Source organism: Pseudomonas fluorescens (assembly GCF_001307155.1).
GTDB classification, from domain to species: domain Bacteria; phylum Pseudomonadota; class Gammaproteobacteria; order Pseudomonadales; family Pseudomonadaceae; genus Aquipseudomonas; species Aquipseudomonas helvetica.
Map to the genome: position 1 here is coordinate 2,255,318 of NZ_CP012830.1, position 22,561 is coordinate 2,277,878.

The following is a 22,561-nucleotide window of genomic DNA, read 5'->3' on the forward strand; positions in this document are numbered from 1 at the left end:
ATGAGCCGGTTACAGACTGCCTTCGACATCTTCCAGACTGAAGGTTTCGGTGTTGTCGTCATAGGAGAATATTTCGGCGTACCGGCCCCAACTGATCACGTTCTCCAGCGTTTCTTCTACTGCGGTGTCACTGAGCGAGTCTCCCAACTCCTGCTCGAAACGCACACGCGGCGCCCAATGACCGCGTCGCTCCTGCAACACCTGGCGAATACGGGCGGCCAAGGGCACATAACGGAGCAGATGATCGGCAAAAATGGTTTTGCGTTCCTGGGTACCGTACTCATCGAACAGCTTGCCCGCGTCGGTCAACTTGATGTCGGCGCCCTTGAGTTCGGCAAACCCTAGATGCTCGAGCATCTCCGCCACCGGAAACAGGTCGTCGACCTCCAGCAACAGGCGCTCGGCAACATTGGAGAGGCTGTCCTGCCCATAATACGGCTCGGCCGCCAGCGCAGAAATCAGACCAGCCATCAAGTTGGTCGACACTTCAGGCAACGGGCTGCCCAATTGCAGTTCGGCCTTGCCGGTTTTGGCATCGGCACTGCGTCGGTTGGTCATCAGTGCATAGATGTCATCGACCATTTTGCGAAAGGCCGGGTCCAGGCGGTTGCGCGGGTGGGCGAACGGCACACGGATTTGTGCCACGACCCGGCCGGGGTTCGACGACAACACCAACACGCGGTCGCACATCAACACCGCCTCTTCGATGTTGTGAGTCACGATCAGGATGGACTTGATCGGCAGCTGGCCGCCGCTCCACAGGTCCAGCAAATCGGTTCTCAGGGTTTCAGCCGTCAGTACGTCCAGCGCCGAGAAGGGTTCGTCCATCAACAGCAAGGTCGGATTGACCACCAGCGCCCGGGCAAAGCCTACGCGCTGGCGCATGCCACCCGACAATTCCCGTGGGTACGCGTTTTCGAATCCGTCGAGGCCGATCAGGTCGATCGCTGCCAGTGCACGCTTGCGCGCAGCCTTGGGTTCAACCTGCAACGCCTGAAGACCGGCTTCGACGTTTTCCAGAACGGTCAGCCAGGGAAACAGGGCAAAGGTCTGAAAGACCATGGCCACGCCTTCGGCAGGTCCGGTCAATAACGAGCCGTTATAGCGAACCTCGCCTGAGGAGGGCAGGATCAGACCGGCAATGATCCGTAGCAGCGTCGACTTACCGGAGCCGGAACGACCCAGCATGCCGACGATTTCACCTTCGCGCAGGGTCAGATCGACGTCGCTGAGTACCTGTAACTCGTCCTTGCCTTTGCCGAATCCTCGACAGACGTTCTTGAGTGCATAAATTTCGGAGTGCGCGCCTGTTTTTTCAGCCTGGCTATTCATCAAATCGACCCCTGTTAATTCAGACGGAGTTTGTTTTCAGCAACCGCGTACAACGGCCGCCACAGAACGCGGTTGAACGCCACGACAAAGAACGACATCACCACCACACCCAAGGTAATTTTCGGAAAGTCGCCAGCCGCAGTGGTCTGGGCGATGTAGGCCCCCAAACCGTGAGCGACCACCTTGTCCTGCCCCCAGGAAACGAATTCGGACACGATACTGGCGTTCCACGCCCCGCCCGAGGCGGTAATCGCACCGGTCACATAATAAGGAAAGATGCCGGGCAGCATGACCTTGCGCCACCACTGCCAGCCGCGAATACGGAAATTGGTCGCAGCCTCGCGGAAGTCGTTGGGAAAGGCGCTGGCACCAGCGATCACGTTGAACAGGATGTACCACTGGGTGCCTAACACAATCAGCGGGCTCAACCAGATATCCGGGTTCAACTGATAGCGCAGAATCACGATGACAAACACCGGAAACAACAGGTTCGCCGGGAACGCTGCGAGGAACTGGGCCAGCGGCTGGATTTTCTCCGCCAGATGCGGGCGCAAGCCGATCATCACGCCCAGCGGGACCCAGATCAGCGAGGCCACCAGAATCAACAAAGCCACCCGCAGCAGGGTGATGGTGCCCAGACCGATCACATGCCAAAGTTCGCCTAGCGTCACCTCGCTGCCAACGTAAATCACGATGTGATACAGCGCATACAGGGTCATTAGCGCAATCGCCGAGCCCCAGACCCAATCGATAACTCTTGAAACCGTCGGACTGGCCTGAACGGTCACCGCTTTGGAACGTGGCAGGCTCAGGCGCATGTTGGTGATGCGCACGATAACCCGGATAAAAGGTCGCAACAGGCGCTGAACGACGCGGGTGCGCTGGATCAGATTCAGTACCCAGGACTCGGGAGCCCCGGCCTGTGAAGCCGTGTTTTCCATCCGGAACTTGTCCGCCCAGGCTACCAGAGGCCGGAACAGGAACTGGTCGTAAATCAGGATGACCACAATCATCGCCAGAATGACGTAACCCACGGCGTGCATGTCGCGTTGTTCGATAGCGGTCGCCAGATAGGAGCCGACGCCCGGCAAGGTGATGGTTTTGTCTCCCACGGTGATCGCTTCCGAGGCCACCACGAAGAACCAGCCACCGGACATGCTCATCATCATGTTCCAGACCAGGCCCGGAATGGCGAACGGCACATCGAGTTTCCAGAACTTTTGCCAGCCGGAAAGCTGCAGGTTGCTGGACACCTCTTCCAGATCCCGAGGCACCGTACGCAGCGACTGGTAGAAGCTGAACGTCATATTCCAGGCCTGGCTGGTGAAAATGGCAAAGATCGCTGCGCACTCCGCGCCCAGCACACGCCCTGGAAACAGCAGCAGGAAAAATGTCACGGTGAACGAGATATAGCCGAGCACCGGCACCGATTGCAGGATATCCAGCACCGGCACCAGCAGCTTCTCTGCGCGCCGGCTCTTGGCCGCCAACGTGCCGTAGACCAACGTGAAAATCAGCGCCGCCACCATGGCCGCGAGCATGCGCAATGTCGTGCGGATTGCATATTCAGGCAGGTCGCTCGGGTCCAGCGAAATGACCTGCGTCTGCAACGTCGAAATTGGAGCCCAGGTCTCGCGCGCACCAATCGAGAAAAACAGCAAGAAGCCAATCACCAACGGCATGGCGATCAGGTCCCATCGGTTGGGAAGCAATCGTTGTGCCGTGGCCGGTATGTAATGACGCAATACCTTATTCATGTTCAGTGATTCCAGTAGCGTTCTGGAGGTGATCGTTGACCACCGATCAACAGGTTCTAGAGCAACCGCGCACAGAACGGCTCAACAAACAGTTGAAGCACAGCCAAGTACAACTCTAGCGGGGTAATAAAACGACGGAGGGAGGCCACACAAACGAACGCTACGGGGCGATGCAGAAAATGGTTCAGTGGCTCAGAACTCCGGGGATCCGAACACACCATTTACCCTCTGCGCCTCACTCGGCATCTCAATGGGTGGCCCGCCGAGAATCGGCAGGATCCATGGCTGGAGTCTCCTGAACGGGAGTGAAAAGGATATTTGGACAGGAAAAGCACGACGTCATTCGGCCGCAGGTTTTGCCTGCGGCACACGCAACCGAGATCAATGCCGACGCGCTGCATTTCCGGGGCGGATTGTACGTTTCAAATTGTTACAGAAACATAAACTTGACGTATTTTTTACGTATTTGTGAATGGTCACCATCCCCTTGGCAGAATCGATACCTATCGCCGCACCCCGATTCCACGGGCCATCTGGTAGCGAGCGGGGGGTTGGGTGAGCTGTGTTGACTTTCCCTGCTCGGCTCGCCAAAATTTACAACTTGTTACATCTGAGGTCATTTTTCTTTGGACAGTCATTGTTGTAAATCGGAGAAATCCTCCGTAAAAACTCGGCACGACCTCAGCTAGATCCCCTTAGCCAACGTCTTGCCGAGAGCAGGACGTTGCGCGCATCAGTATCAAACTCCTTCGCGTAACTAAAACATCAAACCTGAGCGGGCGGATTTTTCTGTGCGCTTCTAATCCGTACGTGCGCCTCGCGTTCGCTACGGTCACAGGTTTCTGACCCATCGCCTGCCTTCATCTGTGCAGTAGCGATTGTTTTAACGTGTTCGTACCGCCAGGTACGTAAAGGAGGGCGTCATGCCACCTGAAAAGAATCTACAGCCCTCTCAATATTTGAAGCTGTGCCGCCATGAAAAAAATGAAGGAGAGACCACCTATGGACCCCAGTAATAGTAGTCCGGTCACTCTGACTGAAATGGCGGCATCTAGCGGGTAGCAGCACAACCATCACTGGCTGATCTCCTTCCTGTACTTCCCCCGCATTTCTCTCCGTGTGACCTCTTCACGACCCTGACCACTTTTGTGTCGATGGTTTAGTGCCCGTTTATTTCGCGCCCCTGAGCGCCAGGACGCCTGATTTTTCACTCTGATCCAGCTTCAGGCTGTGGTTTTCAGAGGGAAAGCACCTACGCACCTGTCCGGCGGGAATCGAAAGCGGCATCCAGCGTTACGCTTTTGGAGAGATTCGTTATGTCCAACTTGAAGATTGAAACGGCTGTTCTTGACAGCGCCCACGCCGGAGACATCCGCGGAGCATTCGGTACCATCCGTCATGACGACATCGCCCCGCGCAAGGGTTGGTGGCAGCGCTTCAAAACACTGATGGCCATCCTCGGCCCCGGGTTGATCGTAATGGTCGGCGATAATGACGCCGGCGCATTCAGCACTTACGGCCAGGCCGGCCAGAACTACGGGACCATGCTACTGTGGACCATGGCACTGTTGATTCCGGTGTTGTACGTCAATCAGGAAATGGTGCTGCGTCTGGGGGCCGTGACGGGTGTCGGTCACGCCCGACTGATCATTGAACGCTTCGGCAAGTTCTGGGGTGCGTTCAGTGCGATCGACCTGTTCATCCTCAACGCGCTGACCATTGTTACCGAGTTCATCGGCATCAGCCTCGGGATGGATTTCCTCGGTGTGCCCAAGGTGGCCGGTGTGTGTGTGGCAGCGGTGTTCATCATGCTCGCCGCCTGTACCGGCGACTTCCGGCGCTTCGAACGCTTCGCGTTGATCCTGGTGATCGGCAGCCTGCTGCTGGTACCGATTTTCGTGATGATTCATCCACCGATGGCACAAGTCGCTCACGACTTTTTCATCCCGCAACTGCCGACTGACGGCAAGCTGTCGGAAGTGTTGTTGCTGATCATCGGCATCGTGGGTACCACCGTGGCGCCATGGCAGCTGTTCTTCCAGCAAAGCTACGTGATCGACAAACGCATCACTCCGCGCTTCATCAAGTACGAACGCGCCGATCTATGGCTGGGCATTGCAATGGTGGTGATTGGTGCCGTGGCAATGATCGCTTTCACCGCGCAGGTTTTTGTCGGTCACCCTGAGTTTGGCCAGTTCACCGATGCCGGCGCCATCGCCACAGGTATCGCCAAATATCACGGACGCCTGCCGGGCGTGTTGTTTGCCATCGCGTTGATCGACGCCAGCATCATCGGTGCAATGGCGGTGTCGCTATCGACCGCCTACGCACTGGGTGATGTCCTGAACCTGAAACACTCGCTGCACCGTAAACCAGGCGATGCCAAAGGCTTTTACCTGATGTACTGCGCCTTGATCGCCCTCGCTGCGGCGCTGGTGTTGATTCCGGGCGTGCCGCTCGGCCTGTTGACCAACGCGGTACAGACGCTGGCGGGGGTACTGCTGCCAAGCGCCACCGTATTCCTGTTGCTACTGTGCAACGATAAGGAAGTACTGGGCCCATGGACGAACAAGCGCTTCACCAATCTCATTACTGCAGTCATTGTGGCAGTGCTCGTACTGATGTCGGTCATCTTGACCGCGGCGGTGGCCTTCCCGGATATGTCCGGTGAAACCATCACCAACATCCTCATCGGTGGAGGCATGGTGGGGCTCGTCATCGCCATTGCGGTGAATGTGCTGCACGCTCGCGCAGAAGTCGACAAAGGGATGCTGCCTGAGAGCACCGTTACCTTCACCCAACAAATGATGTACTCGTGGCGGATGCCGCCACTGGCACAGCTGAAGCCGATGGTACTGTCGCAACGAAACCGTATCTGGATGGGCGTGTTGCGCGCTTACCTGGTGGTGGCAATGGGTATGGTGATTTACAAAGTCATTCAACTGGCACTCGCCTAAATCTGTGAGCAGGCGGGCCGGATTGCGCAAGCTTTCGTCCCGCCTGTAAAACAACCGCTATCCCTTTGTAAGCGTCCGAACTACACCGCCTTGCAACTCAAACCTTAATCCGTTTAAACCACTGATTCACGCGCTCGCACTACTCATTGATCACAGTCAAACTAACTAAACCATACGAACCTGAACGGTGACAAACAAAGCCTCGGCCATTAGAATTTGATTATCATCGAACGCCTTAGGGTACTGCCAACTCCATGGAAAATAAGACTGCACGACTGACTGTGCTCATTGATCCCGTCAAGAAAAAAGCCCTGGAGGAGCTCTGTGCATCTCAGGACCTGACGCCTTCACAGGTCGTCCGTCAGCTTATTCGAGACTACCTGGAGACACATGGCGTGTCCTACTCGACCAAAAGCAAAATAACGGCCAATGGTAAGTAGTTCACTCGCCATGCGGCCGGCAGATCGGGAACCCGATTACCGCTCTGCCCACTAAAGCTCCGCTCAGCCGAGGTGTGGTGTCTTGTCGATCTCGAAACTGCCCAATGCACCACTGAAGTCGGCATGATAATGCTCCGGACCGAGCGCTTGGAGTATTCCTGCTTTGTCCAGCTTGCCAAGAACCTTCTCGTTGGCTTCGCACAGTTTTACGACAATGCTGCGCTTGCGTAAGTGCTCAATGACTTCAAGCAGCGTTTGCAAGCCCGTTATGTCCATGAACGGCACTCGCTTCAGACGAATAATCAACGTCCCCGGATCGGTGTGCGTTTGGGCCAGAACACGCTCAAAGGTTTCTGCTGCGCCAAAGAAAAGCGGCCCTTCAATGGTGTACACCAAAACGCCAGGCGGCAGACGAACGTGCCCATTGATCCGTAACTCAACCTCAAGCTCTTTTTCGACCATTTGCTGCACTTCGACAGACGATGCCATCCGACGCATGAATTGCAGCATCGCAAGAATGACACCAATGTTCACAGCGATCGCTAAATCGCTGAAAACGGTCAGGCTGAAGGTGATGAGCAGTATCGCCACGTCGGCTTTCGGGGCACGCTTGACCATGCGTTGAAAATGCTTCAACTCGCTCATGTTGTAAGCGACCACGAACAGGATCGCTGCCAGCGCACACAGCGGGATATCCGAAGCCAAAGGCGCCAGGAATAAAATCAGCAATATCAATGTGAGCGCATGTACAAAACCCGCGATGGGACTGTTACCTCCATTGCGGATGTTGGTAGCGGTTCGAGCAATTGCACCTGTCGCGGCAAAGCCACCGAACAAAGGGGTGACCAGATTAGCGATGCCTTGGCCGATTAACTCCTGATTGGAGTCATGCTTGGTACCGGCCATACCGTCGGCGACAACAGCAGACAGTAACGACTCGATAGCGCCCAACATCGCGATGGCGAACGCCGGGCCAATCAACTCAATCACTTGAGGCAGCGTTATTGCGGGAAGGCCGACCTCAGGTAATCCTTGAGGAATCCCCCCGAAAGCACTCCCGATCGTTGCAACGCCAGCGAACTGAAAAAATGCCTGCAGCGCCGTCACGACGACCATGGCGATCAAAGGGCCAGGAACACGTCTTATGCCAGGTATTTTGGGGGCGGTGATCACCAGCACCAGACTCGAGAGTGCTAACAGTGTCGTAGGTACATGAAAGCTGGGGAGAGCCTGAACCAGGTGCCAGAGTCGCTCATGGAAATGCTCACCGCTGATTTTCGGCAAACCAAAGAAATCTTTCCACTGCCCGACCCAAATGATCACACCAATGCCGGCGGTGAATCCGACAATCACCGGGTCGGGAATGAACTTGATGATGGCGCCAAGCTTGGTGATACCAAGCAATAACAAAATCGCCCCGGCCATCATCGTTGCGATCTGCAAGCCATCAACGCCGTATTTGGCGGTCACTCCGGACAAAATGACAACGAATGCCCCTGTCGGGCCTGCGATCTGAAGACGGCTCCCTCCGAAAAGAGAAACCAGGAGACCGCTGACAATGGCGGTGTAAATTCCTTGCTCCGGCTTGACGCCTGAGGCGATGGCAAACGCCATGGCCAAGGGCAGCGCCACAACGCCGACGATCACCCCGGAGACGATATTTCGAAGCCAGTGCTCGGGCCTCAACAGGCCCGCTTTCCAGGCTTCTCGTATCGCAATCATGACTGGCCCTCTCTGGTGGCATGTGCATAATATTTACATGAAGTGATAATAGCAAAGCCACTGAAATACCCTTTGCACAGCATCCTCGACGCTGAAAAAACCAGTGTTGAATGATCCAGAATCATGTTTGTGGACAAAATGAGTCCACGCTCGGAGATCCACATGAAACGCGAAGACGTCAAAACCAAACACGGTGAAGGCATGCACTTCGACACGCACGTGATAGTCAACCCGGCCAACACGCACGAGTGGATCATCCTGTTTAAAAAAGAGGTGGGAAGCAGTTATTTTCTGATCAATGACAATGAAGAAATCGAGTCATTTCGACAGCTGGATGACCTGATCCATGAGCTTCGGGAGATCGGCATCAAATCCGCTGAGATTCATTTCTGACTGCCCCTCCCCTGGAGGGGGGTCATGTCGGTAGCGAGCGCTCTGCTGTACTTGGCAGGCCATACCCATCGACCAGCAAGGAGAACAGCGGCCAGCCCCAGCGTGGGCAACCACACCCATAAAATCTCAGACTGCAGCACTGCCCAGCCGCGCTGACTCAGAAACTGCGTCAAACCGATGGGGGACACTTCGATCGGTCTGAACGGCATGAACCACCGTAGCTCACTGAAGGGCCAGAACAAGGCAACCCCGAGGCCGCCATCGGTGCAGGCATCCAGTAATGGATGAGACACGGCCGCCAGGAAGAGAAAGCTGATGCAGCGCCCAAGGCTCGTATGCAGTGACTTATAAAACACACTCGCCAGACAGCTAATGGCCAAGGCAAAGGCTATCGAATGGGCTGCACCGCGATGCCCCCAGGTGTCGGTATAGGCAATGCCCAGTTTGAATGAAATCACGTCGGCATCAGGTAGCGCGGCCAGCACCGCGCCCATGATCAATAACCTGGCGCTGATGTGGCGCCGCCCCATCGCCGCTCCAACAATAAGGGGCACGACAGCATGGGTGATAATGCTAGGCATGGAGCGTTGTTCCTCACGGTAATAACAGGAGTGAAGGCTGAAGGTCCTTCACGTTTAAACATCCGCCCCTTTGTTCGCGCCCATCGCACTGAGGAACCGCTGTTGGAGCCTCAGCATTTCACTGGAACCGATACGCTGGTACTCAAGGCCGAAACGTGGAGCAACCTCGCTGATGAGCTGGCTTAAGGCCGGATAATGCCGGTGGCTCCAGTGTGGGAACAGATGGTGTGTCAGGTGCAGGTTGGCCCCGCCGAGCCAATACCCCAGCCAGCGCGGCGTTGTCTGCCAGTCAATGGTGGTAGAAAACACATGGCGATACCGGCCGTGGGGTAATACGCCACTTTCCGGCGCCTGGTAAAACTTCGCCTTTGCCCAATGAGTACCGATGATCAGCATCACGAACAGCAACGAGGAGAGCATTTGACTGCCCAGGTAAACCAGCACGATGTCGAGCGCGCTGATGGTCGCTGGCAAAACCCGGAGCGGGATCAACAGCGCCAATACCAGGTGCGTGCCTTTGCCAAACACAAACACACTCCAGCCGCGCACGCCGTGTTGCGCCATTCGCCTGGTCACCGGCGTTTGCCCCGCCCGGTCCAACCAGTCGAACAGAAAAATGTAATAAGGGAAGGTCATGGCCGCAACCAGTGGCCAGTAAAAGCGCTGCACTCGCATAAAGGGCTTCCAGCGCTGGAATGGGGTCTGGCGTAGAACACCATTGGATTCAATATCGAGGTCGTAGCCCTCAACATTATTGTGCCCGTGATGAAAAATAACGTGCCGCACTCGCCAACAATCAGGATCAAGACCCAGCGGTATGCTGACCAGGCAATTGAGCCAGCGATTGGCCCAGCGTCGTTTGAAAAACGCATTATGGGACGCATCATGGACCACGTTGACCGTGATAAACATGGCCGTAAATATGAAGCCGAAGTAATAACCGCAGTAAGCCCACCCTGTGGATTGCTCCAGGCTCATGCCGTAAAACCCGGCACATAGCAGCACCAGCACCAGTAGCTTGGCGATCATCCAGGTATCGGCGAAACGATGATCATGGTGCACCGCCAGATAGTCGCTGGCCGCCTGCATCAGTGCTTTATGCACATCAGCGTCATCGCGCTGGAATGCTAGCGGTTTCATTATTGGGGCACCTTGTCCATGGACGTCTCCTGCCCCATCTGGCGCAGGAACTGTTGCTGTTGCCTCAGCAGTTCGCGATAGCCAATACAGCGATAGTCCATGCCGTGTTGCACCGCCAACTGTTCAATGATCGCCGCCAGCGCGGGGTAATGACGATGACTCCAACCGGGGAACAGATGATGGGTCAAATGGTAATTCAGCCCACCGGTGAAATGGCGCAGCCAGGGCGGCGTGGTCAGCCAGTCGCAAGCCGTAGAGAAATTATGTCGATACCAGCCATGGGGCATCACCGCCGTATCAGGCGCACGATAAAATTGCGCCTGTGCCCAATGCGTACCAAGCAGCAAGTAAACCACCAACAACGACGCACACATCTGGCTCACGGCATACGCCAGCAGCACCGTCGACCCACTGATGCCATTGAGCTGACAAACAACCAACGGCACCCCCAGCACCAATAGCAAATGGGTAACCTTGCTGACGACAAACAGCGTCCAGCCCCAGCGTCCCGGCAACACGTCTTTTGACTTGAGTGGCGTTTTTCCTAATCGATCCGACCAGTCAAATATCCAGGCGACATAGGGCAGCGACAACGCCGCGATCACCGGCCAGTAAAGGTGTTGATAGCGCATGTGTGCACGCCAACGCTGGAACGGAGTCTGTCGGAAGATGCCGTTCTCTTCCGTATCCAGGTCGTAATGTTCGACGTTGGCGTAGACGTGGTGAAAATCGACATGGCGCACCCGCCAGTAATCCGGATCCACACCCAACGGCAGCGTGACCAAGCGCCCTACCAGGCGGTTGGCCCAAGGTGCACGGAAGAAGACGTTGTGAGAGGCGTCATGATTGACCACCACGTTTAACAGCATTCCCATCATCACAAACAGGAAGTAGCAACCGACAAACGCCCACGCGTTGTGCTGCATCAGGCTCACGGCGTAGAACCCCGCGCACAACACCAGCAACAGCAAGGCCCTGGCGAGCAGCCAACCATCGGCATAACGGTGGTCATCTGCCAGATAGGCGTGAGCCGCGCGCTTGAGTGCTTGATGAAAGGCCTGCTCGCCATCGGCGGGAAAGACCAGGGGCCTGAGCGACTCAGCCATGAGATTTCTCCACCGCAGGTGCAGCGTCGGATCGCCGCCGGGTGCAAGACCACAGCACCGCTACTCCGTGCACCCCAAGCGAGACAAGCACGACCTGCCAATACCCCTGTGACCACCTCAGCAGCCCGAGAAACAGCATTGGCAGCCCCAATGAAATTGCCAGCCACCCCATTACGCTCCAGGCGCGCCCTTGCACCATGCCCGCCAGCGCCACCGGTCCCAGCGCCAACAAGGTGAACAGCGCGACTTGCGGCCAATGAACGTTGGTGTAGCCGTAGCCATATTCATAGACATAGGCAATCACCCCGACAAACACCAGCAGCGCACCACTGAAAACGGTCAGGTTCGAGCAACGCCAGCGTCCGCCTTCATCGGACACGCTCACCGGCATGTGCATGTAGCGCAACAACGGCAGATTGCTCGCCCAGAATGGGTTTGCAGACGGTTTGGCGCCATCCACGCCATAGTCGAACGGCGCTTGCGGCAGGCTGGGACAAAACGTGCCGAACAGTTTGTCCCAGAAGATGAAACTGCCGCCAAAGTTCTTGTTCGAGTAGGCCATGTCTTTGACGTGATGTACCCGATGGTGGGCAGGCGTGACGAACACCGACTCCAGGACTCCCAACTTGGGCGTCAATGCACTGTGATTAAACAGTTGAATTGTGTAATGCAGGATGGACACCGTGACAAACACCGACAACGGTACGCCCAGCACAGCCAACAGCATAAAGAATGGAATGGAGGTCAGTGACGAGTACCAAGAGTTGCGTACCCCCAATGACAGATTGAAATGCTCGCCCTGATGATGAACCACGTGCACCGCCCACAGCACACGCAAGTAGTGATGCGCCCGGTGCAACCAATAAAAACCGAAGTCCCAGGCAAACAGTGCAAATACCCAAGTCAGCACCGGTGGCCATGACTCAAACAGCGAGAGGCTGAAGTGGCTGGCGACATAGCCGTAACAGGTGATTTCCAGCCCACGGAACAACCACAGCATGAGATGGCCGGAGTTCAGGTTGAACATCACGTCATGCCAGTTGACCACGTCACGCTGGCGCCACTGCACGACCAGCATCTCGCCAATCACCACCAGCAACATGAACAGGATGGGGAACGCCAGATCAATCATCACGCCACTCCTCTGACCGCACGATAGCGAATCAAACCAACACACCGCACCAGCCATCCAGCCACCAGTGCCAACAACGTACCGCTGACCAGGTCAATCAACAGGTGTCGGCGTAACTGCAGGATCGAAAAGGCAATCGCCACAGCCCATAGGATGAACAACACCGTTCTCACTTTGTGCCTTTCATCGCCAACTGCCCATACGGCCAGCACCGTCAGTGCCATGTGCAATGACGGTAAGCAATTTTGCTTTGAGTCGAACTGTGTTAATGCACTCAACACTTCAGAGCTGAGGGTGGTGCCGTGATCGAGCGGATAGACCATGGTCGTCGGCCACAACACATAAACGACCCCCGCCCCTATCGCAGTCAGTTGCATGGCCCTGGCCAACCATTTAACCCGATCAAGCGGGGCAAGCAGGTAAGCCAACGCAATCATGATGAAGAACGACAGGTACAACCAAATCGCGTGCGGGCTGAATGGGATCAGGCGATCAATCAATGAGGGCGAGATGACAGTCCCCGCGTCTTGAAGACGGTCAGAGAGGTTGTAAACAACCCCCACAGATCCCCAACCCAGCAGCATGTGCCACAACCTTGGAAAGATTGCCTTGATCATGGATTCATCTGCCGAATGATTCGTCGTCTTTTCTGATCGAACGCTGGCATCACGGCCTGTACCGTCAGTTGCCACTCCAGTGGTTCGGTGGCGATCCCCTGTTGCTCGAGCACTGCCACGAGTTGCGCGTGACACTGTGCCAACTCCTGTTGTGAACAGTCGGCAACGAGCTGTAAACGATGTTCGGCCTGTTGAATCAACCGGTAATCACTGGTCAGCGGCAACGCGTTGGCAATGGCCCGCGTGCACAGATCGGCAAATATCACCTGCGGCGTCCCCTGGCGATTGAGCAACAACAACTGGTCATCGCATCGACCTTCTATCCGTTCAATGGCCATGGTCGCTTGCCCGCATGGGCATGGGGTGGCCTTCCTGACCAGTACATCATCGAGCCGGTAGCGCACGATGGGTTGTGTGCTACGGGTGAAATCGGTGATCAACGGCGTAAAGCGATGCTCATCGATCCACTGTGGCTCGATGTAGAGAAACTCTTCATTCAAATGCAGCGTGCCATGGGAACATGAAGCTGCCAGAAACCCCTCGGTGGCCTGATACACCTCACCGATGTCAGGAAACACCTGCTCCAGTATCCGTCGATCATGCATGTCCAGGACTTCGGCTACCGAGATCACTTTCTTGACGTTGAGGGCCAGTTGCTGATCGAGGACCGCGAGCGCAAGCGCCCTCAACACCTGGGCCGGCGCGACAATGATCGTCGGTGCCTGCTGCTGCAAGCGCGGCAGTTGCGCCGGGAAAGGCGCAAACAGATCGTAGAACTCCAGGCTCAGCCAGCGGTTGTTCACGCTGTGGTAGAGGTTGTTGTCCGCACGTAAAAACAGCGCGACGCGTTCACCGGCAAAAATACCTTCGGGCAGCATCTTTGCCAGCATGCCACCGGCCCAGACCTGTTGCTCCCGCTCACTGACGACAAACACACCGCGCTGCCCCGACGTGCCAGACGACAACCCAACACTGTAGGCGCCGACCGTGGGGGTGAAGTCGCGTTCGGTTTCGCTGCGTCGGGCACACGCCAGTAACTGATCGCGCTGCAATTGGGCGGTGTTCATCTGGTCGAACTGCGCCATCATCAGCGCCTTATCCATCAGCGGCCACTCGGTCACCGACAGCGTGCTGTAAGGGCGAAAATAGGGACTCTGTGCAAGGACCCGTCGAGCGAAGCGCTTCAGCTGTTTTGCCTGATAGGCTTGCAGCACCGCACGATCGGTGAAGCTCAAACGCTGGGTACGAAAGTAGTGCCAGAGGGTCTTCACCGGAATCATAGGTCGCCCTCATGACACAGACGGATGTCGACATGACCGGCCGCCCACAGCTGGTTCAGTCGGCGGAGCGTGTCGTAATAGACGCGGGAATCATCCATCAGCAAATTGGCCAATACCGAGGGTCCGCGCAAGGTTTGATAGCTCTGGGCAGACCATCCGGCGTCACTGGCCAACAACGTCCAGCCTTCGTCGGTGAGAATGAATGCGCCGATATGCCCCGCCGCATGGCCTGGCAAAGGCACCAGGAAGATCTGCCCCTCACTTCCCGGCAGTTCAAAGCCGTGATCGAAAGGCGCCAACTGCTCAGACAAGCCCACCCGTGCAAAACTCTCCATAAACTGCAGTCGTGCTTCAAAACTCTCCGGGATCAAGCCGGGAATGAAGGCCTGCTTCAGCGCCGCAAACCCACGCAGTGTCCGGGTTTGTTGCCAACCCTGGCCCGAGCAGATGAAATTGGGCTGGCTGAAATCGCGCAGCCCGGCAATATGGTCGGCATGAAAATGCGAAAGGATCAGCCCCTCGATGTCATTGCCCGCCAAGCCTGCGCTGCGCAGTTGCTCGAGCAATGACTCGCGTGGGTCGAAGTACACCGGAGTGACCTGACGGTACACACGAAAGAGGCCGGACTGCGTCTGCTCCTGGAAATGCGTCGAGTAGCCGGTATCCCATAGCCAGCGACGACTGCCGACCTCCAGCAGATACGCCCGGGCCGGGAACTTACACACGCGCAGACCGGCCCCGCGTTGTGCCATGCAGGCGATATGGGTGCAGTAGCCCACCTCGAATTGGGTGACTTTAGCCATGAGCCGCCGCCCCCTGTTGCCTGAACCAGGCACCTGTTTGCTCGATCCCCTGCTCCATCGTGTAGCGTGGCGAGTATCCCAGTTCCTCAGTGGCGCGCACCTGGCTGAGCGTCATATCGAAATTCAACGCGGCGACGCTGTAGCGCGTCAGTTGCGGCTCTTTGCCCGTAGCGCAGCTCAGTAGCTCCAGCCCGCCGGCCAGTGCGTGCAAGAGTGGGTAGGGAATCGCCTGCAACTGATAGCGCAGGCCCAACTGTCCATGGAGCAAAAGATGCAGCATGTCAGCCAAGCGCATCGGCTGGTGGTTGGTGATGTTGTAGGCCGCCCCGGAAGGCAAAGGGTTGCTTCGGCTCGCCAGGTCCATGGCGTGCACCACGTTGAGCACAAAGGTCAGGTCCAACAGCGCTTTGCCGCCGCCGGGAAGGCGCAACACGCCGCGATCGTGCTCAAGCCGGCTCAGCACCCTGGGCAGGATCACCCGATCATGTGGGCCGAACAGGCCACGGGGCCGCAAGATTACGTAGGTGGTGTCCGGATAGCGCGGCACCAGCGCCTGGATGCCCTGCTCCGCCGCGTACTTGCTGGCGGCATAATGGTTGGCAAACCGTGGGGCGCGGTAGCTCTCGACGATTCCATGATGATGCTGGAAATCAAAGTAGATCGAGGGCGTGGAGATATGAACAAAACGCCGAACACCGGCACGCCCTGCTGACTCAGCCAGTTTTTGCGTGGCAACCACGTTCGCCTGGTAGAAATCTTCCCGGCGACCCCACGGCGAAGACTTCGCGGCGCAGTGCCAGACCGCATCACACCCGCTCATCAATGGCTGGCATTGCTCAAGGCTTGCATGGGTTAAATCCAACGCCGTAAAGTCGGCGCCCAGCTCACGCAGGGCGTTACCAACCTGGGTGTCGCGACCGGTGGCATGCACCGCATGACCGGCGTCGAGCAGCCACTGTGCTGCGTTTCGCCCAAGCCCGCTGGTGGCGCCGGTCAGCAGTACCTTCATGGCAGCAGGACCATGCCGGCCAAGGATAAACCAGCCGCTGTGCCGATGAGCATAGCCGGCTCGGCGCGATTAAACCGTCCGCTGGTGACCGCCGCGTGCAATGCCGTGGGGATCGATGCGGCCACCTGGTTGCCGTGATAGCGGTAGATATCCACCAACACGCTGGAAGAGACATTCAGGCGTCGACGCATATGCTCCAGCGACAGATGGCTGGCCTGATGCGGCACCACCGTGGCGATTTGTTCCAGGGTCAACCCGCTCGCCCCCAACAGACGAGCCAGGTAGTCCTCGATCAACGCCGAGGCTTGCCTGAACAATTGCTTGCCGCGCATCTGGAACAGGAAGTCGCTATCGGTCATACCTGCGCGCGGATTGCGTCGTGTGCCGCCCGCCCGTATCTCACAGAGTCCGCTGCCTTGGGGGTGGGTTTCAACCAGGCTGGCGAGGATCCCACTGGTGCCATCGCCCCGTTCAACGATGGCGCACGCTGCACCGTCGCCGAAAATCAGTGAGGATTCTTCATCGTCCCAGTCGATCCCGCGTGACGCCAGGTCGGCCGACACGATCGCAATGCGTCGGTAGGTGCCGGCATTTAACAGCCCTGCGGCGACCTGTAGCGCCGAGATAAAGCTCACACAGCTGCTATTGATGTCGAAACCAGGGGTGCCGGGCGCCAGCTGGGAGACCTTTAGGATGTGCACCGCCGTGCACGGCAATGCCTGCACGGAAATCGCCGAAGCCGAGATCAGCAAGTCGATTGATGCGGCGTCGATACCCTGGCGGTCCAGGGCGTCGTGAAGAGCGGCTGCCGCCAGCTCTGCCTGGCAGGCATCATCCGAGGCATGATAGCGATAGATAATGCCCGAACGCTTCTCGACATAGCCCGCAGGCTTGTTCAACAACCGATCAAGGTCGACCGAATCGACGCGATTGGGCGGTAGCGCCACGCCGGTGGCGATGATCTTGAGGGGAAGCAATGCGGGCGATGAAAACGGTGACTTCATTAAATATTCGACCTTGAATTCAGCAATGAAGGACGGAAGGCCGACAGACATCGGCACCGAAGTTGTTACTGCGCAGGGAGGAAAAACCGGCATTCGGCGAGGTATTGCTCAGGGCACCGCGGTGGATAACCCACTCGGCGCGCAGCGCACAGACCACTAGAACCCACGAAAAAGACCCCAGCCAGCATATCGATTCCATCCATGGTGTGAGCGCTTGTTAGTTGTTGAGGAGACAGCGGGTATTTATAAAAACGAAGGAGCTTAGTCAGCCAAGGAGAGACGATTACCTCAAGTGCAGACACGGAAAAGTGTGGGAACTGTTCTCGAATGTCTATGACGTTTTCGGAAAAGTATTACATCGTACTCAGCGCGACGGAAACCTGATGAGCGGCGAGACCAAAAAAATGAAAACCCTTTTTATTTAAAGGGTTTTCATTGTGTCGTACTTAATGACTACTGTGTCAGACGTTAATTATTCTATGTCAGTGTGATTTATTGAAAACCACGAGCTCCTGATCGCCGCAATGACTTACTCCACCGTCACCGATTTTGCCAGGTTACGCGGTTGGTCGACGTCAGTACCTTTAAGCACAGCGACGTAGTACGAGAGCAGTTGCAGCGGAATGGTGTAGAGGATCGGCGACAGGATGTCGTGGATGTGCGGCATGTTGACCACATGCGTGCCTTCGCCATTGCTCATGCCGGCTTTTTCGTCAGCAAACACAATCAGCTGGCCGCCACGGGCACGAACTTCCTGCAGGTTGGATTTCAACTTCTCCAACAGTTCGTTGTTCGGTGCCACTGTCACTACAGGCATGTCGTCGTCGACCAGCGCCAACGGGCCATGCTTGAGCTCGCCGGCCGGGTAGGCTTCAGCGTGGATGTAGGAGATTTCCTTGAGCTTCAGCGAGCCTTCCATCGCCACCGGGTACTGTGCGCCACGACCCAGGAACAGCGTGTGTTTCTTGTCGGCAAACAGCTCGGCGACTTTCTCCACAGTGCTGTCCATGGCCAACGCTTCACCCAGGCGCGCAGGCAAACGGCGAAGCTCTTCGACCAGTGTCGCTTCCACGCCTTCAGCCAAGGTGCCACGCACCTGACCCAGCGACAGGGTCAACAGCAACAGGCCCACCAACTGAGTGGTGAAGGCTTTGGTTGACGCCACACCGATTTCGCGACCGGCCTGGGTCAGCAGCGTCAGGTCGGACTCACGCACCAGGGAACTGATGCCGACGTTGCAGATCGCCAGGCTGGCAAGGAAACCCAACTCTTTGGCATTGCGCAGTGCCGCCAGGGTGTCAGCGGTTTCACCCGACTGGGAGATGGTCACGAACAACGAATCTGGCTGCACGACCACTTTGCGATAACGGAATTCGCTGGCGACTTCGACCTGGCACGGAATCCCGGCCAGTTCTTCCAGCCAGTAACGCGCGACCATACCGGCGTGATAGCTGGTGCCGCAGGCGACGATCTGCACATTGCGGACCTTGGCAAACAGCTCGGCGGCTTGTGGGCCGAACGCTTGGACCAACACCTGATTCGGGCCAAGACGGCCTTCAAGAGTGCGTTGCACTACCGACGGTTGCTCGTGGATCTCCTTGAGCATGTAGTGACGGAACTCGCCCTTCTCGGCAGATTCGGTGTTATCGCGGTACTGCACCGCTTCTCGCTCGACAACATTGCCGTCGATATCCCAGATCTGCACACTGTCACGGCGGATCTCGGCGATGTCGCCTTCTTCCAGGTACATGAAACGGTCAGTGACCTGACGCAGTGCCAGTTGGTCGGAGGCGAGAAAGTTCTCGCCCAGACCCAGGCCGATCACCAACGGGCTACCACTGCGAGCGGCGACCAGACGATCCGGTTGCTGCGCGCTGATAACGGCCAGGCCGTAAGCGCCGTGCAACTCCTTGACGGAGGCCTTGAGGGCAACGGTCAGGTCAGGGAGGTCTTTGAGTTTGTGGTTCAGCAGGTGGGCAATGACTTCAGTATCGGTGTCCGAGGTGAACACGTAGCCCAGTGACTTGAGCTGTTCACGCAGGGCTTCATGGTTTTCGATAATGCCGTTGTGCACCACCGCCAGATCGCCGGAGAAATGCGGGTGAGCGTTACGCTCGCACGGCGCACCGTGAGTGGCCCAACGGGTGTGGGCGATACCGAGACGGCCAACCAGCGGTTCTTGCGCCAGGGCCTGTTCAAGTTCGCTGACCTTACCCGGGCGACGCATGCGCTCAAGTTTTTCAGCGTTGGTGTAAACCGCCACGCCGGCGCTGTCGTAGCCGCGGTATTCGAGGCGCTTCAGACCTTCGAGCAAAATGGCAGTGATATTACGTTCCGCGACTGCGCCGACAATTCCACACATGCTATTTCTCCTGGCTGACTGCCGCGCATATCACGTTAATGCCGCGGGCCTGAATCTGGTCGCGAGCCTCTTGCGGCAGGCGATCATCGGTAATAAGGGTATGGATGCTGCTCCATGGCAGCTCCAGGTTTGGAATCTTGCGGCCGATCTTGTCGGATTCGACCATCACGATCACTTCACGAGCCACGTCGGCCATCACTCGGCTTAGACCGAGCAATTCATTAAAGGTCGTGGTACCTCGTAGCAGATCAATGCCATCGGCACCGATGAACAACTGATCAAAATCGTACGAGCGCAGGACCTGCTCGGCGACCTGCCCCTGGAATGACTCGGAATGCGGGTCCCAGGTTCCACCGGTCATCAACAGCACCGGTTCATGTTCAAGTTCACCCAACGCATTGGCGACGTACAACGAATTGGTCATGACCACCAGGCCCGGCTGTTGGCCAAGTTGTGGAATCATTGCCGCCGTGGTGCTGCCACTGTCGATAATGATCCGCGCATGCTCACGAATCCGCGTCACCGCGGCTTGGGCAATGGCTTGTTTGTACAGGGAAACGGATTGGCTCGGGTCATTGACCAACTCTTGGGGCATGGTGATCGCGCCGCCGTATCGGCGTAACAACAAGCCATTGCTTTCAAGCGCCGCCAGATCTTTGCGAATTGTAACTTCCGAGGTTTCAAAACGCTTGGCCAATTCATCCACACTGACTTCGCCCTGCTCAGTCAGCAAGGCAAGGATATTATGGCGACGTTGTGGTGTATTGCGCTTTGACATGAGCTGGTAAGTTTCGATTCGAAAGATAACGAAAGCAATCAAAACCTATCGGCGAAACCTCGTCAAGCCGGCACACGAAAAAAGATCTGTGGATAAAAGCATCGCGGGCAAGCCTTGCTCCTACGGATCTCACCGTCTGTAGGAGCAAGGCTTGCCCGCGATGGCTATCTCACCAGCGCCACAGATACACGTCCCGAACGATCTGTGGATAACTCAGCTCTTCTGGACTTTCACCGGACGCTTCCAGCCATCGATATTCTTCTGTCGAGCCCGACCAACGGCCAGCTGGGACTTATCCACAGTCGAGGTAATCGTTGAACCCGCCGCAGTGGTCGCGCCGTCCAGGATATCCACAGGCGCTACCAACGAGTTGTTGGAGCCAATGAATACGTCTTCACCCAGGACGGTCTTCCACTTGTTGACGCCATCATAGTTGCAGGTGATGGTGCCAGCGCCAATGTTGGTGCGCGCGCCGACTTCGGCATCACCGAGGTAGGTCAAGTGGCCGGCCTTGGCGCCTTCACCCAGATGGGCATTCTTCAGTTCGACGAAGTTACCCACATGGGCGCGGGCTTCCAGCACCGTGCCCGGACGCAAGCGCGCGAACGGACCGGCATCGCTACCCTCGCCCAAAACCGCGCCTTCGATGTGGCTGTTGGCCTTGATGACCACGCCCTTGCGCAGGGTGCTGTCCTTGATCACGCAGTTCGGGCCAATGACCACGTCGTCTTCGATGACCACACGACCTTCGAGAATCACGTTGATGTCGATCAGCACATCACGGCCGACTGTCACTTCACCGCGCACATCAAAACGCGCCGGATCGCGCAACGTCACGCCCTGAGCCATCAGACGACGGCCTTCGCGCAACTGATAATGACGCTCCAGCTCTGCGAGCTGTTTACGGTCGTTGGCGCCCTGCACTTCCATCGCGTCGTGAGGCTGCTCGGTGTCCACCACCAGACCGTCGCTGACTGCCATGGCAATCACGTCGGTCAGGTAATACTCGCCCTGCACATTGTTGTTGGAGAGCCGGCTCATCCAGTCCCCCAGATGACTGGCCGGCACCGACATAATGCCGGTGTTGCCTTCAGTGATCATACGCTCGGCTTCACTGGCATCCTTGTGCTCGACGATAGCGGTCACGCGCCCATCAGCGTTGCGCACGATACGGCCATAACCCGTCGGGTCATCGAGTTCGACGGTCAACAGCCCCATCTGCAGTGGCGCCACAAGCTTGAGCAGGCGTTGCAGGGTCGGGACTTCGATCAGCGGCACGTCACCATAAAGGATCAATACGGTATCGGCGGTAATGAACGGCACGGCCTGGGCCACGGCGTGACCTGTGCCAAGTTGCTGGTCCTGCAACACGAAGTTCAAGTCATCTGCTGCCAGACGCTCGCGTACCACGTCGGCACCATGACCGATCACCACGTGAATGCGCTGTGGATCAAGTTGGCGGGCGCTGTGGATAACATGACCAAGCATGGAATTTCCCGCAACCGGGTGAAGCACCTTTGGCAGCGCCGAACGCATGCGAGTGCCTTGACCGGCAGCGAGAATAACGATTTCTAGAGACATGACTGGCAACCAATCCTGGGAGGTCAGCGGCTGCGACCAAGAGGTAATTTGCAGAAAAAGAAAAAGGGTAGCCGAGGCTACCCTTTTTAATCAATCACACAACAAGCGGGAGGCTTATCAGCCGCCGAACTTCTTGCGGATCTGCTGGACGGTGCGCAGCTGAGCTGTCGCCTCGGCCAGACGAGCGGCAGCGGAACCGTAGTCGAACTCGGCGCCTCTTTCATGCAAGGCCTTCTCAGCAGCCTGAACGGCTAGCTGAGCGGAGGCTTCGTCCAGGTCGGCAGCACGTTGCACAGTGTCGGCAAGCACCTTGACCATGTTCGGCTGAACCTCGAGGAAACCACCGGAGATGTAAAACACCTCGGCTTCCCCGCCCTGCTTGATCAAGCGGATCGGACCTGGTTTCAGATTAGTGATCAGCGGAGCGTGACCCAGAGCGATACCAAGATCACCCAGCTCACCGTGCGCAATCACCATCTCGACCAGACCAGAGAAGATTTCCCCTTCCGCACTGACGATGTCGCAATGGACTGTCATAGCCATCTGCTTGCCTCAACCTAAATTAGC

General features: G+C 57.0%; 19 protein-coding genes. 3 read left to right on the top strand and 16 right to left on the bottom strand.

Going from position 1 to position 22,561, the window contains the following annotated elements; genetic code table 11:
• Positions 1 to 9: 9 nt before the first annotated feature.
• Positions 10 to 1,332 carry an AAA-associated domain-containing protein gene (locus tag AO353_RS10295; RefSeq protein ID WP_054594834.1) on the bottom strand — a complete coding sequence of 441 codons (1,323 nt, stop codon included), beginning with the start codon at positions 1,330 to 1,332 and terminating at the stop codon, positions 10 to 12.
• A gap of 14 nt (positions 1,333 to 1,346) precedes the next feature.
• Entirely contained in the window at positions 1,347 to 3,089 is a 1,743-nt protein-coding gene (locus AO353_RS10300) for an ABC transporter permease (protein WP_054594835.1), read from the bottom strand.
• Between the two features lie 1,316 nt (positions 3,090 to 4,405).
• On the opposite strand from AO353_RS10300, the gene AO353_RS10305 reads away from it, so the two are divergent.
• Both AO353_RS10305 and AO353_RS10310 read left to right on the top strand, forming a co-directional pair.
• Positions 4,406 to 6,046 carry an NRAMP family divalent metal transporter gene (locus AO353_RS10305; RefSeq protein WP_054594836.1) on the top strand — a complete coding sequence of 547 codons (1,641 nt, stop codon included), beginning with the start codon at positions 4,406 to 4,408 and terminating at the stop codon, positions 6,044 to 6,046.
• 254 nt (positions 6,047 to 6,300) lie between these two features.
• A complete protein-coding gene (locus tag AO353_RS10310) occupies positions 6,301 to 6,486 on the top strand; it encodes a ribbon-helix-helix protein, CopG family (RefSeq protein WP_054594837.1) in 186 nt (61 codons plus the stop codon).
• A 63-nt stretch (positions 6,487 to 6,549) separates the two neighbouring features.
• On the opposite strand, the gene AO353_RS10315 is transcribed toward AO353_RS10310, so the two are convergent.
• A complete protein-coding gene (locus AO353_RS10315; protein ID WP_054594838.1) occupies positions 6,550 to 8,208 on the bottom strand; it encodes a SulP family inorganic anion transporter in 1,659 nt (552 codons plus the stop codon).
• 162 nt (positions 8,209 to 8,370) lie between these two features.
• On the opposite strand from AO353_RS10315, the gene AO353_RS10320 reads away from it, so the two are divergent.
• Positions 8,371 to 8,601 (top strand): hypothetical protein, encoded by a 231-nt coding sequence (locus tag AO353_RS10320; protein ID WP_054598207.1) that lies wholly within the window; start codon positions 8,371 to 8,373, stop codon positions 8,599 to 8,601.
• Here AO353_RS10320 and AO353_RS10325 read toward each other — a convergent pair.
• The 13 genes from AO353_RS10325 to AO353_RS10385 all read right to left on the bottom strand — a co-directional run bounded on the left by AO353_RS10325 (position 8,592) and on the right by AO353_RS10385 (position 22,537).
• A complete protein-coding gene (locus AO353_RS10325; RefSeq protein ID WP_054594839.1) occupies positions 8,592 to 9,182 on the bottom strand; it encodes a metal-dependent hydrolase in 591 nt (196 codons plus the stop codon). The genes AO353_RS10320 and AO353_RS10325 overlap by 10 nt on opposite strands.
• Before the next feature lie 54 nt (positions 9,183 to 9,236).
• Positions 9,237 to 10,322 (bottom strand): fatty acid desaturase family protein, encoded by a 1,086-nt coding sequence (locus AO353_RS10330; protein ID WP_054594840.1) that lies wholly within the window; start codon positions 10,320 to 10,322, stop codon positions 9,237 to 9,239.
• Entirely contained in the window at positions 10,322 to 11,428 is a 1,107-nt protein-coding gene (locus AO353_RS10335; RefSeq protein WP_054594841.1) for an acyl-CoA desaturase, read from the bottom strand. The genes AO353_RS10330 and AO353_RS10335 overlap by 1 nt, the downstream gene beginning before the upstream one ends.
• On the bottom strand, positions 11,421 to 12,560 hold the full coding sequence (locus AO353_RS10340; protein ID WP_054594842.1) for a sterol desaturase family protein: 1,140 nt from the start codon (positions 12,558 to 12,560) through the stop codon (positions 11,421 to 11,423). The genes AO353_RS10335 and AO353_RS10340 overlap by 8 nt, the downstream gene beginning before the upstream one ends.
• Positions 12,560 to 13,177, bottom strand: coding sequence for a phosphatase PAP2 family protein (locus AO353_RS10345; protein ID WP_054594843.1), 618 nt, complete (start codon positions 13,175 to 13,177; stop codon positions 12,560 to 12,562). Before AO353_RS10345 ends, AO353_RS10340 begins: the two co-directional genes overlap by 1 nt.
• The gene (locus AO353_RS10350; RefSeq protein WP_054594844.1) at positions 13,174 to 14,457 is read right to left on the bottom strand and encodes a F390 synthetase-related protein; all 1,284 of its coding nucleotides are present in this window, start codon (positions 14,455 to 14,457) and stop codon (positions 13,174 to 13,176) included. Before AO353_RS10350 ends, AO353_RS10345 begins: the two co-directional genes overlap by 4 nt.
• Positions 14,454 to 15,260 carry an MBL fold metallo-hydrolase gene (locus AO353_RS10355; RefSeq protein ID WP_054594845.1) on the bottom strand — a complete coding sequence of 269 codons (807 nt, stop codon included), beginning with the start codon at positions 15,258 to 15,260 and terminating at the stop codon, positions 14,454 to 14,456. Before AO353_RS10355 ends, AO353_RS10350 begins: the two co-directional genes overlap by 4 nt.
• A complete protein-coding gene (locus AO353_RS10360; RefSeq protein ID WP_054594846.1) occupies positions 15,253 to 16,269 on the bottom strand; it encodes an NAD-dependent epimerase/dehydratase family protein in 1,017 nt (338 codons plus the stop codon). The genes AO353_RS10355 and AO353_RS10360 overlap by 8 nt, the downstream gene beginning before the upstream one ends.
• Positions 16,266 to 17,273, bottom strand: coding sequence for a 3-oxoacyl-[acyl-carrier-protein] synthase III C-terminal domain-containing protein (locus tag AO353_RS10365; protein ID WP_054594847.1), 1,008 nt, complete (start codon positions 17,271 to 17,273; stop codon positions 16,266 to 16,268). Before AO353_RS10365 ends, AO353_RS10360 begins: the two co-directional genes overlap by 4 nt.
• A 529-nt stretch (positions 17,274 to 17,802) precedes the next feature.
• Positions 17,803 to 19,635 (bottom strand): glutamine--fructose-6-phosphate transaminase (isomerizing), encoded by a 1,833-nt coding sequence (glmS, locus tag AO353_RS10370; protein WP_054594848.1) that lies wholly within the window; start codon positions 19,633 to 19,635, stop codon positions 17,803 to 17,805.
• 1 nt (position 19,636) lies between these two features.
• On the bottom strand, positions 19,637 to 20,413 hold the full coding sequence (locus AO353_RS10375; protein ID WP_054594849.1) for a DeoR/GlpR family DNA-binding transcription regulator: 777 nt from the start codon (positions 20,411 to 20,413) through the stop codon (positions 19,637 to 19,639).
• A 213-nt stretch (positions 20,414 to 20,626) separates the two neighbouring features.
• Positions 20,627 to 21,994 (bottom strand): bifunctional UDP-N-acetylglucosamine diphosphorylase/glucosamine-1-phosphate N-acetyltransferase GlmU, encoded by a 1,368-nt coding sequence (gene glmU, locus AO353_RS10380; protein WP_081013720.1) that lies wholly within the window; start codon positions 21,992 to 21,994, stop codon positions 20,627 to 20,629.
• 117 nt (positions 21,995 to 22,111) lie between these two features.
• On the bottom strand, positions 22,112 to 22,537 hold the full coding sequence (locus AO353_RS10385) for a F0F1 ATP synthase subunit epsilon (protein ID WP_054594851.1): 426 nt from the start codon (positions 22,535 to 22,537) through the stop codon (positions 22,112 to 22,114).
• Between the last annotated feature and the right edge of the window lie 24 nt (positions 22,538 to 22,561).

Bases quoted from the DNA above. Each gene is read 5' to 3' on its own strand.
- AO353_RS10295 (WP_054594834.1), bottom strand. From the start codon at position 1,332: ATGAATAGCCAGGCTGAAAAAACAGGCGCGCACTCCGAAATTTATGCA.
- AO353_RS10300 (WP_054594835.1), bottom strand. From the start codon at position 3,089: ATGAATAAGGTATTGCGTCATTACATACCGGCCACGGCACAACGATTG.
- AO353_RS10305 (WP_054594836.1), top strand. From the start codon at position 4,406: ATGTCCAACTTGAAGATTGAAACGGCTGTTCTTGACAGCGCCCACGCC.
- AO353_RS10310 (WP_054594837.1), top strand. From the start codon at position 6,301: ATGGAAAATAAGACTGCACGACTGACTGTGCTCATTGATCCCGTCAAG.
- AO353_RS10315 (WP_054594838.1), bottom strand. From the start codon at position 8,208: ATGATTGCGATACGAGAAGCCTGGAAAGCGGGCCTGTTGAGGCCCGAG.
- AO353_RS10320 (WP_054598207.1), top strand. From the start codon at position 8,371: ATGAAACGCGAAGACGTCAAAACCAAACACGGTGAAGGCATGCACTTC.
- AO353_RS10325 (WP_054594839.1), bottom strand. From the start codon at position 9,182: ATGCCTAGCATTATCACCCATGCTGTCGTGCCCCTTATTGTTGGAGCG.
- AO353_RS10330 (WP_054594840.1), bottom strand. From the start codon at position 10,322: ATGAAACCGCTAGCATTCCAGCGCGATGACGCTGATGTGCATAAAGCA.
- AO353_RS10335 (WP_054594841.1), bottom strand. From the start codon at position 11,428: ATGGCTGAGTCGCTCAGGCCCCTGGTCTTTCCCGCCGATGGCGAGCAG.
- AO353_RS10340 (WP_054594842.1), bottom strand. From the start codon at position 12,560: ATGATTGATCTGGCGTTCCCCATCCTGTTCATGTTGCTGGTGGTGATT.
- AO353_RS10345 (WP_054594843.1), bottom strand. From the start codon at position 13,177: ATGATCAAGGCAATCTTTCCAAGGTTGTGGCACATGCTGCTGGGTTGG.
- AO353_RS10350 (WP_054594844.1), bottom strand. From the start codon at position 14,457: ATGATTCCGGTGAAGACCCTCTGGCACTACTTTCGTACCCAGCGTTTG.
- AO353_RS10355 (WP_054594845.1), bottom strand. From the start codon at position 15,260: ATGGCTAAAGTCACCCAATTCGAGGTGGGCTACTGCACCCATATCGCC.
- AO353_RS10360 (WP_054594846.1), bottom strand. From the start codon at position 16,269: ATGAAGGTACTGCTGACCGGCGCCACCAGCGGGCTTGGGCGAAACGCA.
- AO353_RS10365 (WP_054594847.1), bottom strand. From the start codon at position 17,273: ATGAAGTCACCGTTTTCATCGCCCGCATTGCTTCCCCTCAAGATCATC.
- glmS (WP_054594848.1), bottom strand. From the start codon at position 19,635: ATGTGTGGAATTGTCGGCGCAGTCGCGGAACGTAATATCACTGCCATT.
- AO353_RS10375 (WP_054594849.1), bottom strand. From the start codon at position 20,413: ATGTCAAAGCGCAATACACCACAACGTCGCCATAATATCCTTGCCTTG.
- glmU (WP_081013720.1), bottom strand. From the start codon at position 21,994: ATGTCTCTAGAAATCGTTATTCTCGCTGCCGGTCAAGGCACTCGCATG.
- AO353_RS10385 (WP_054594851.1), bottom strand. From the start codon at position 22,537: ATGGCTATGACAGTCCATTGCGACATCGTCAGTGCGGAAGGGGAAATC.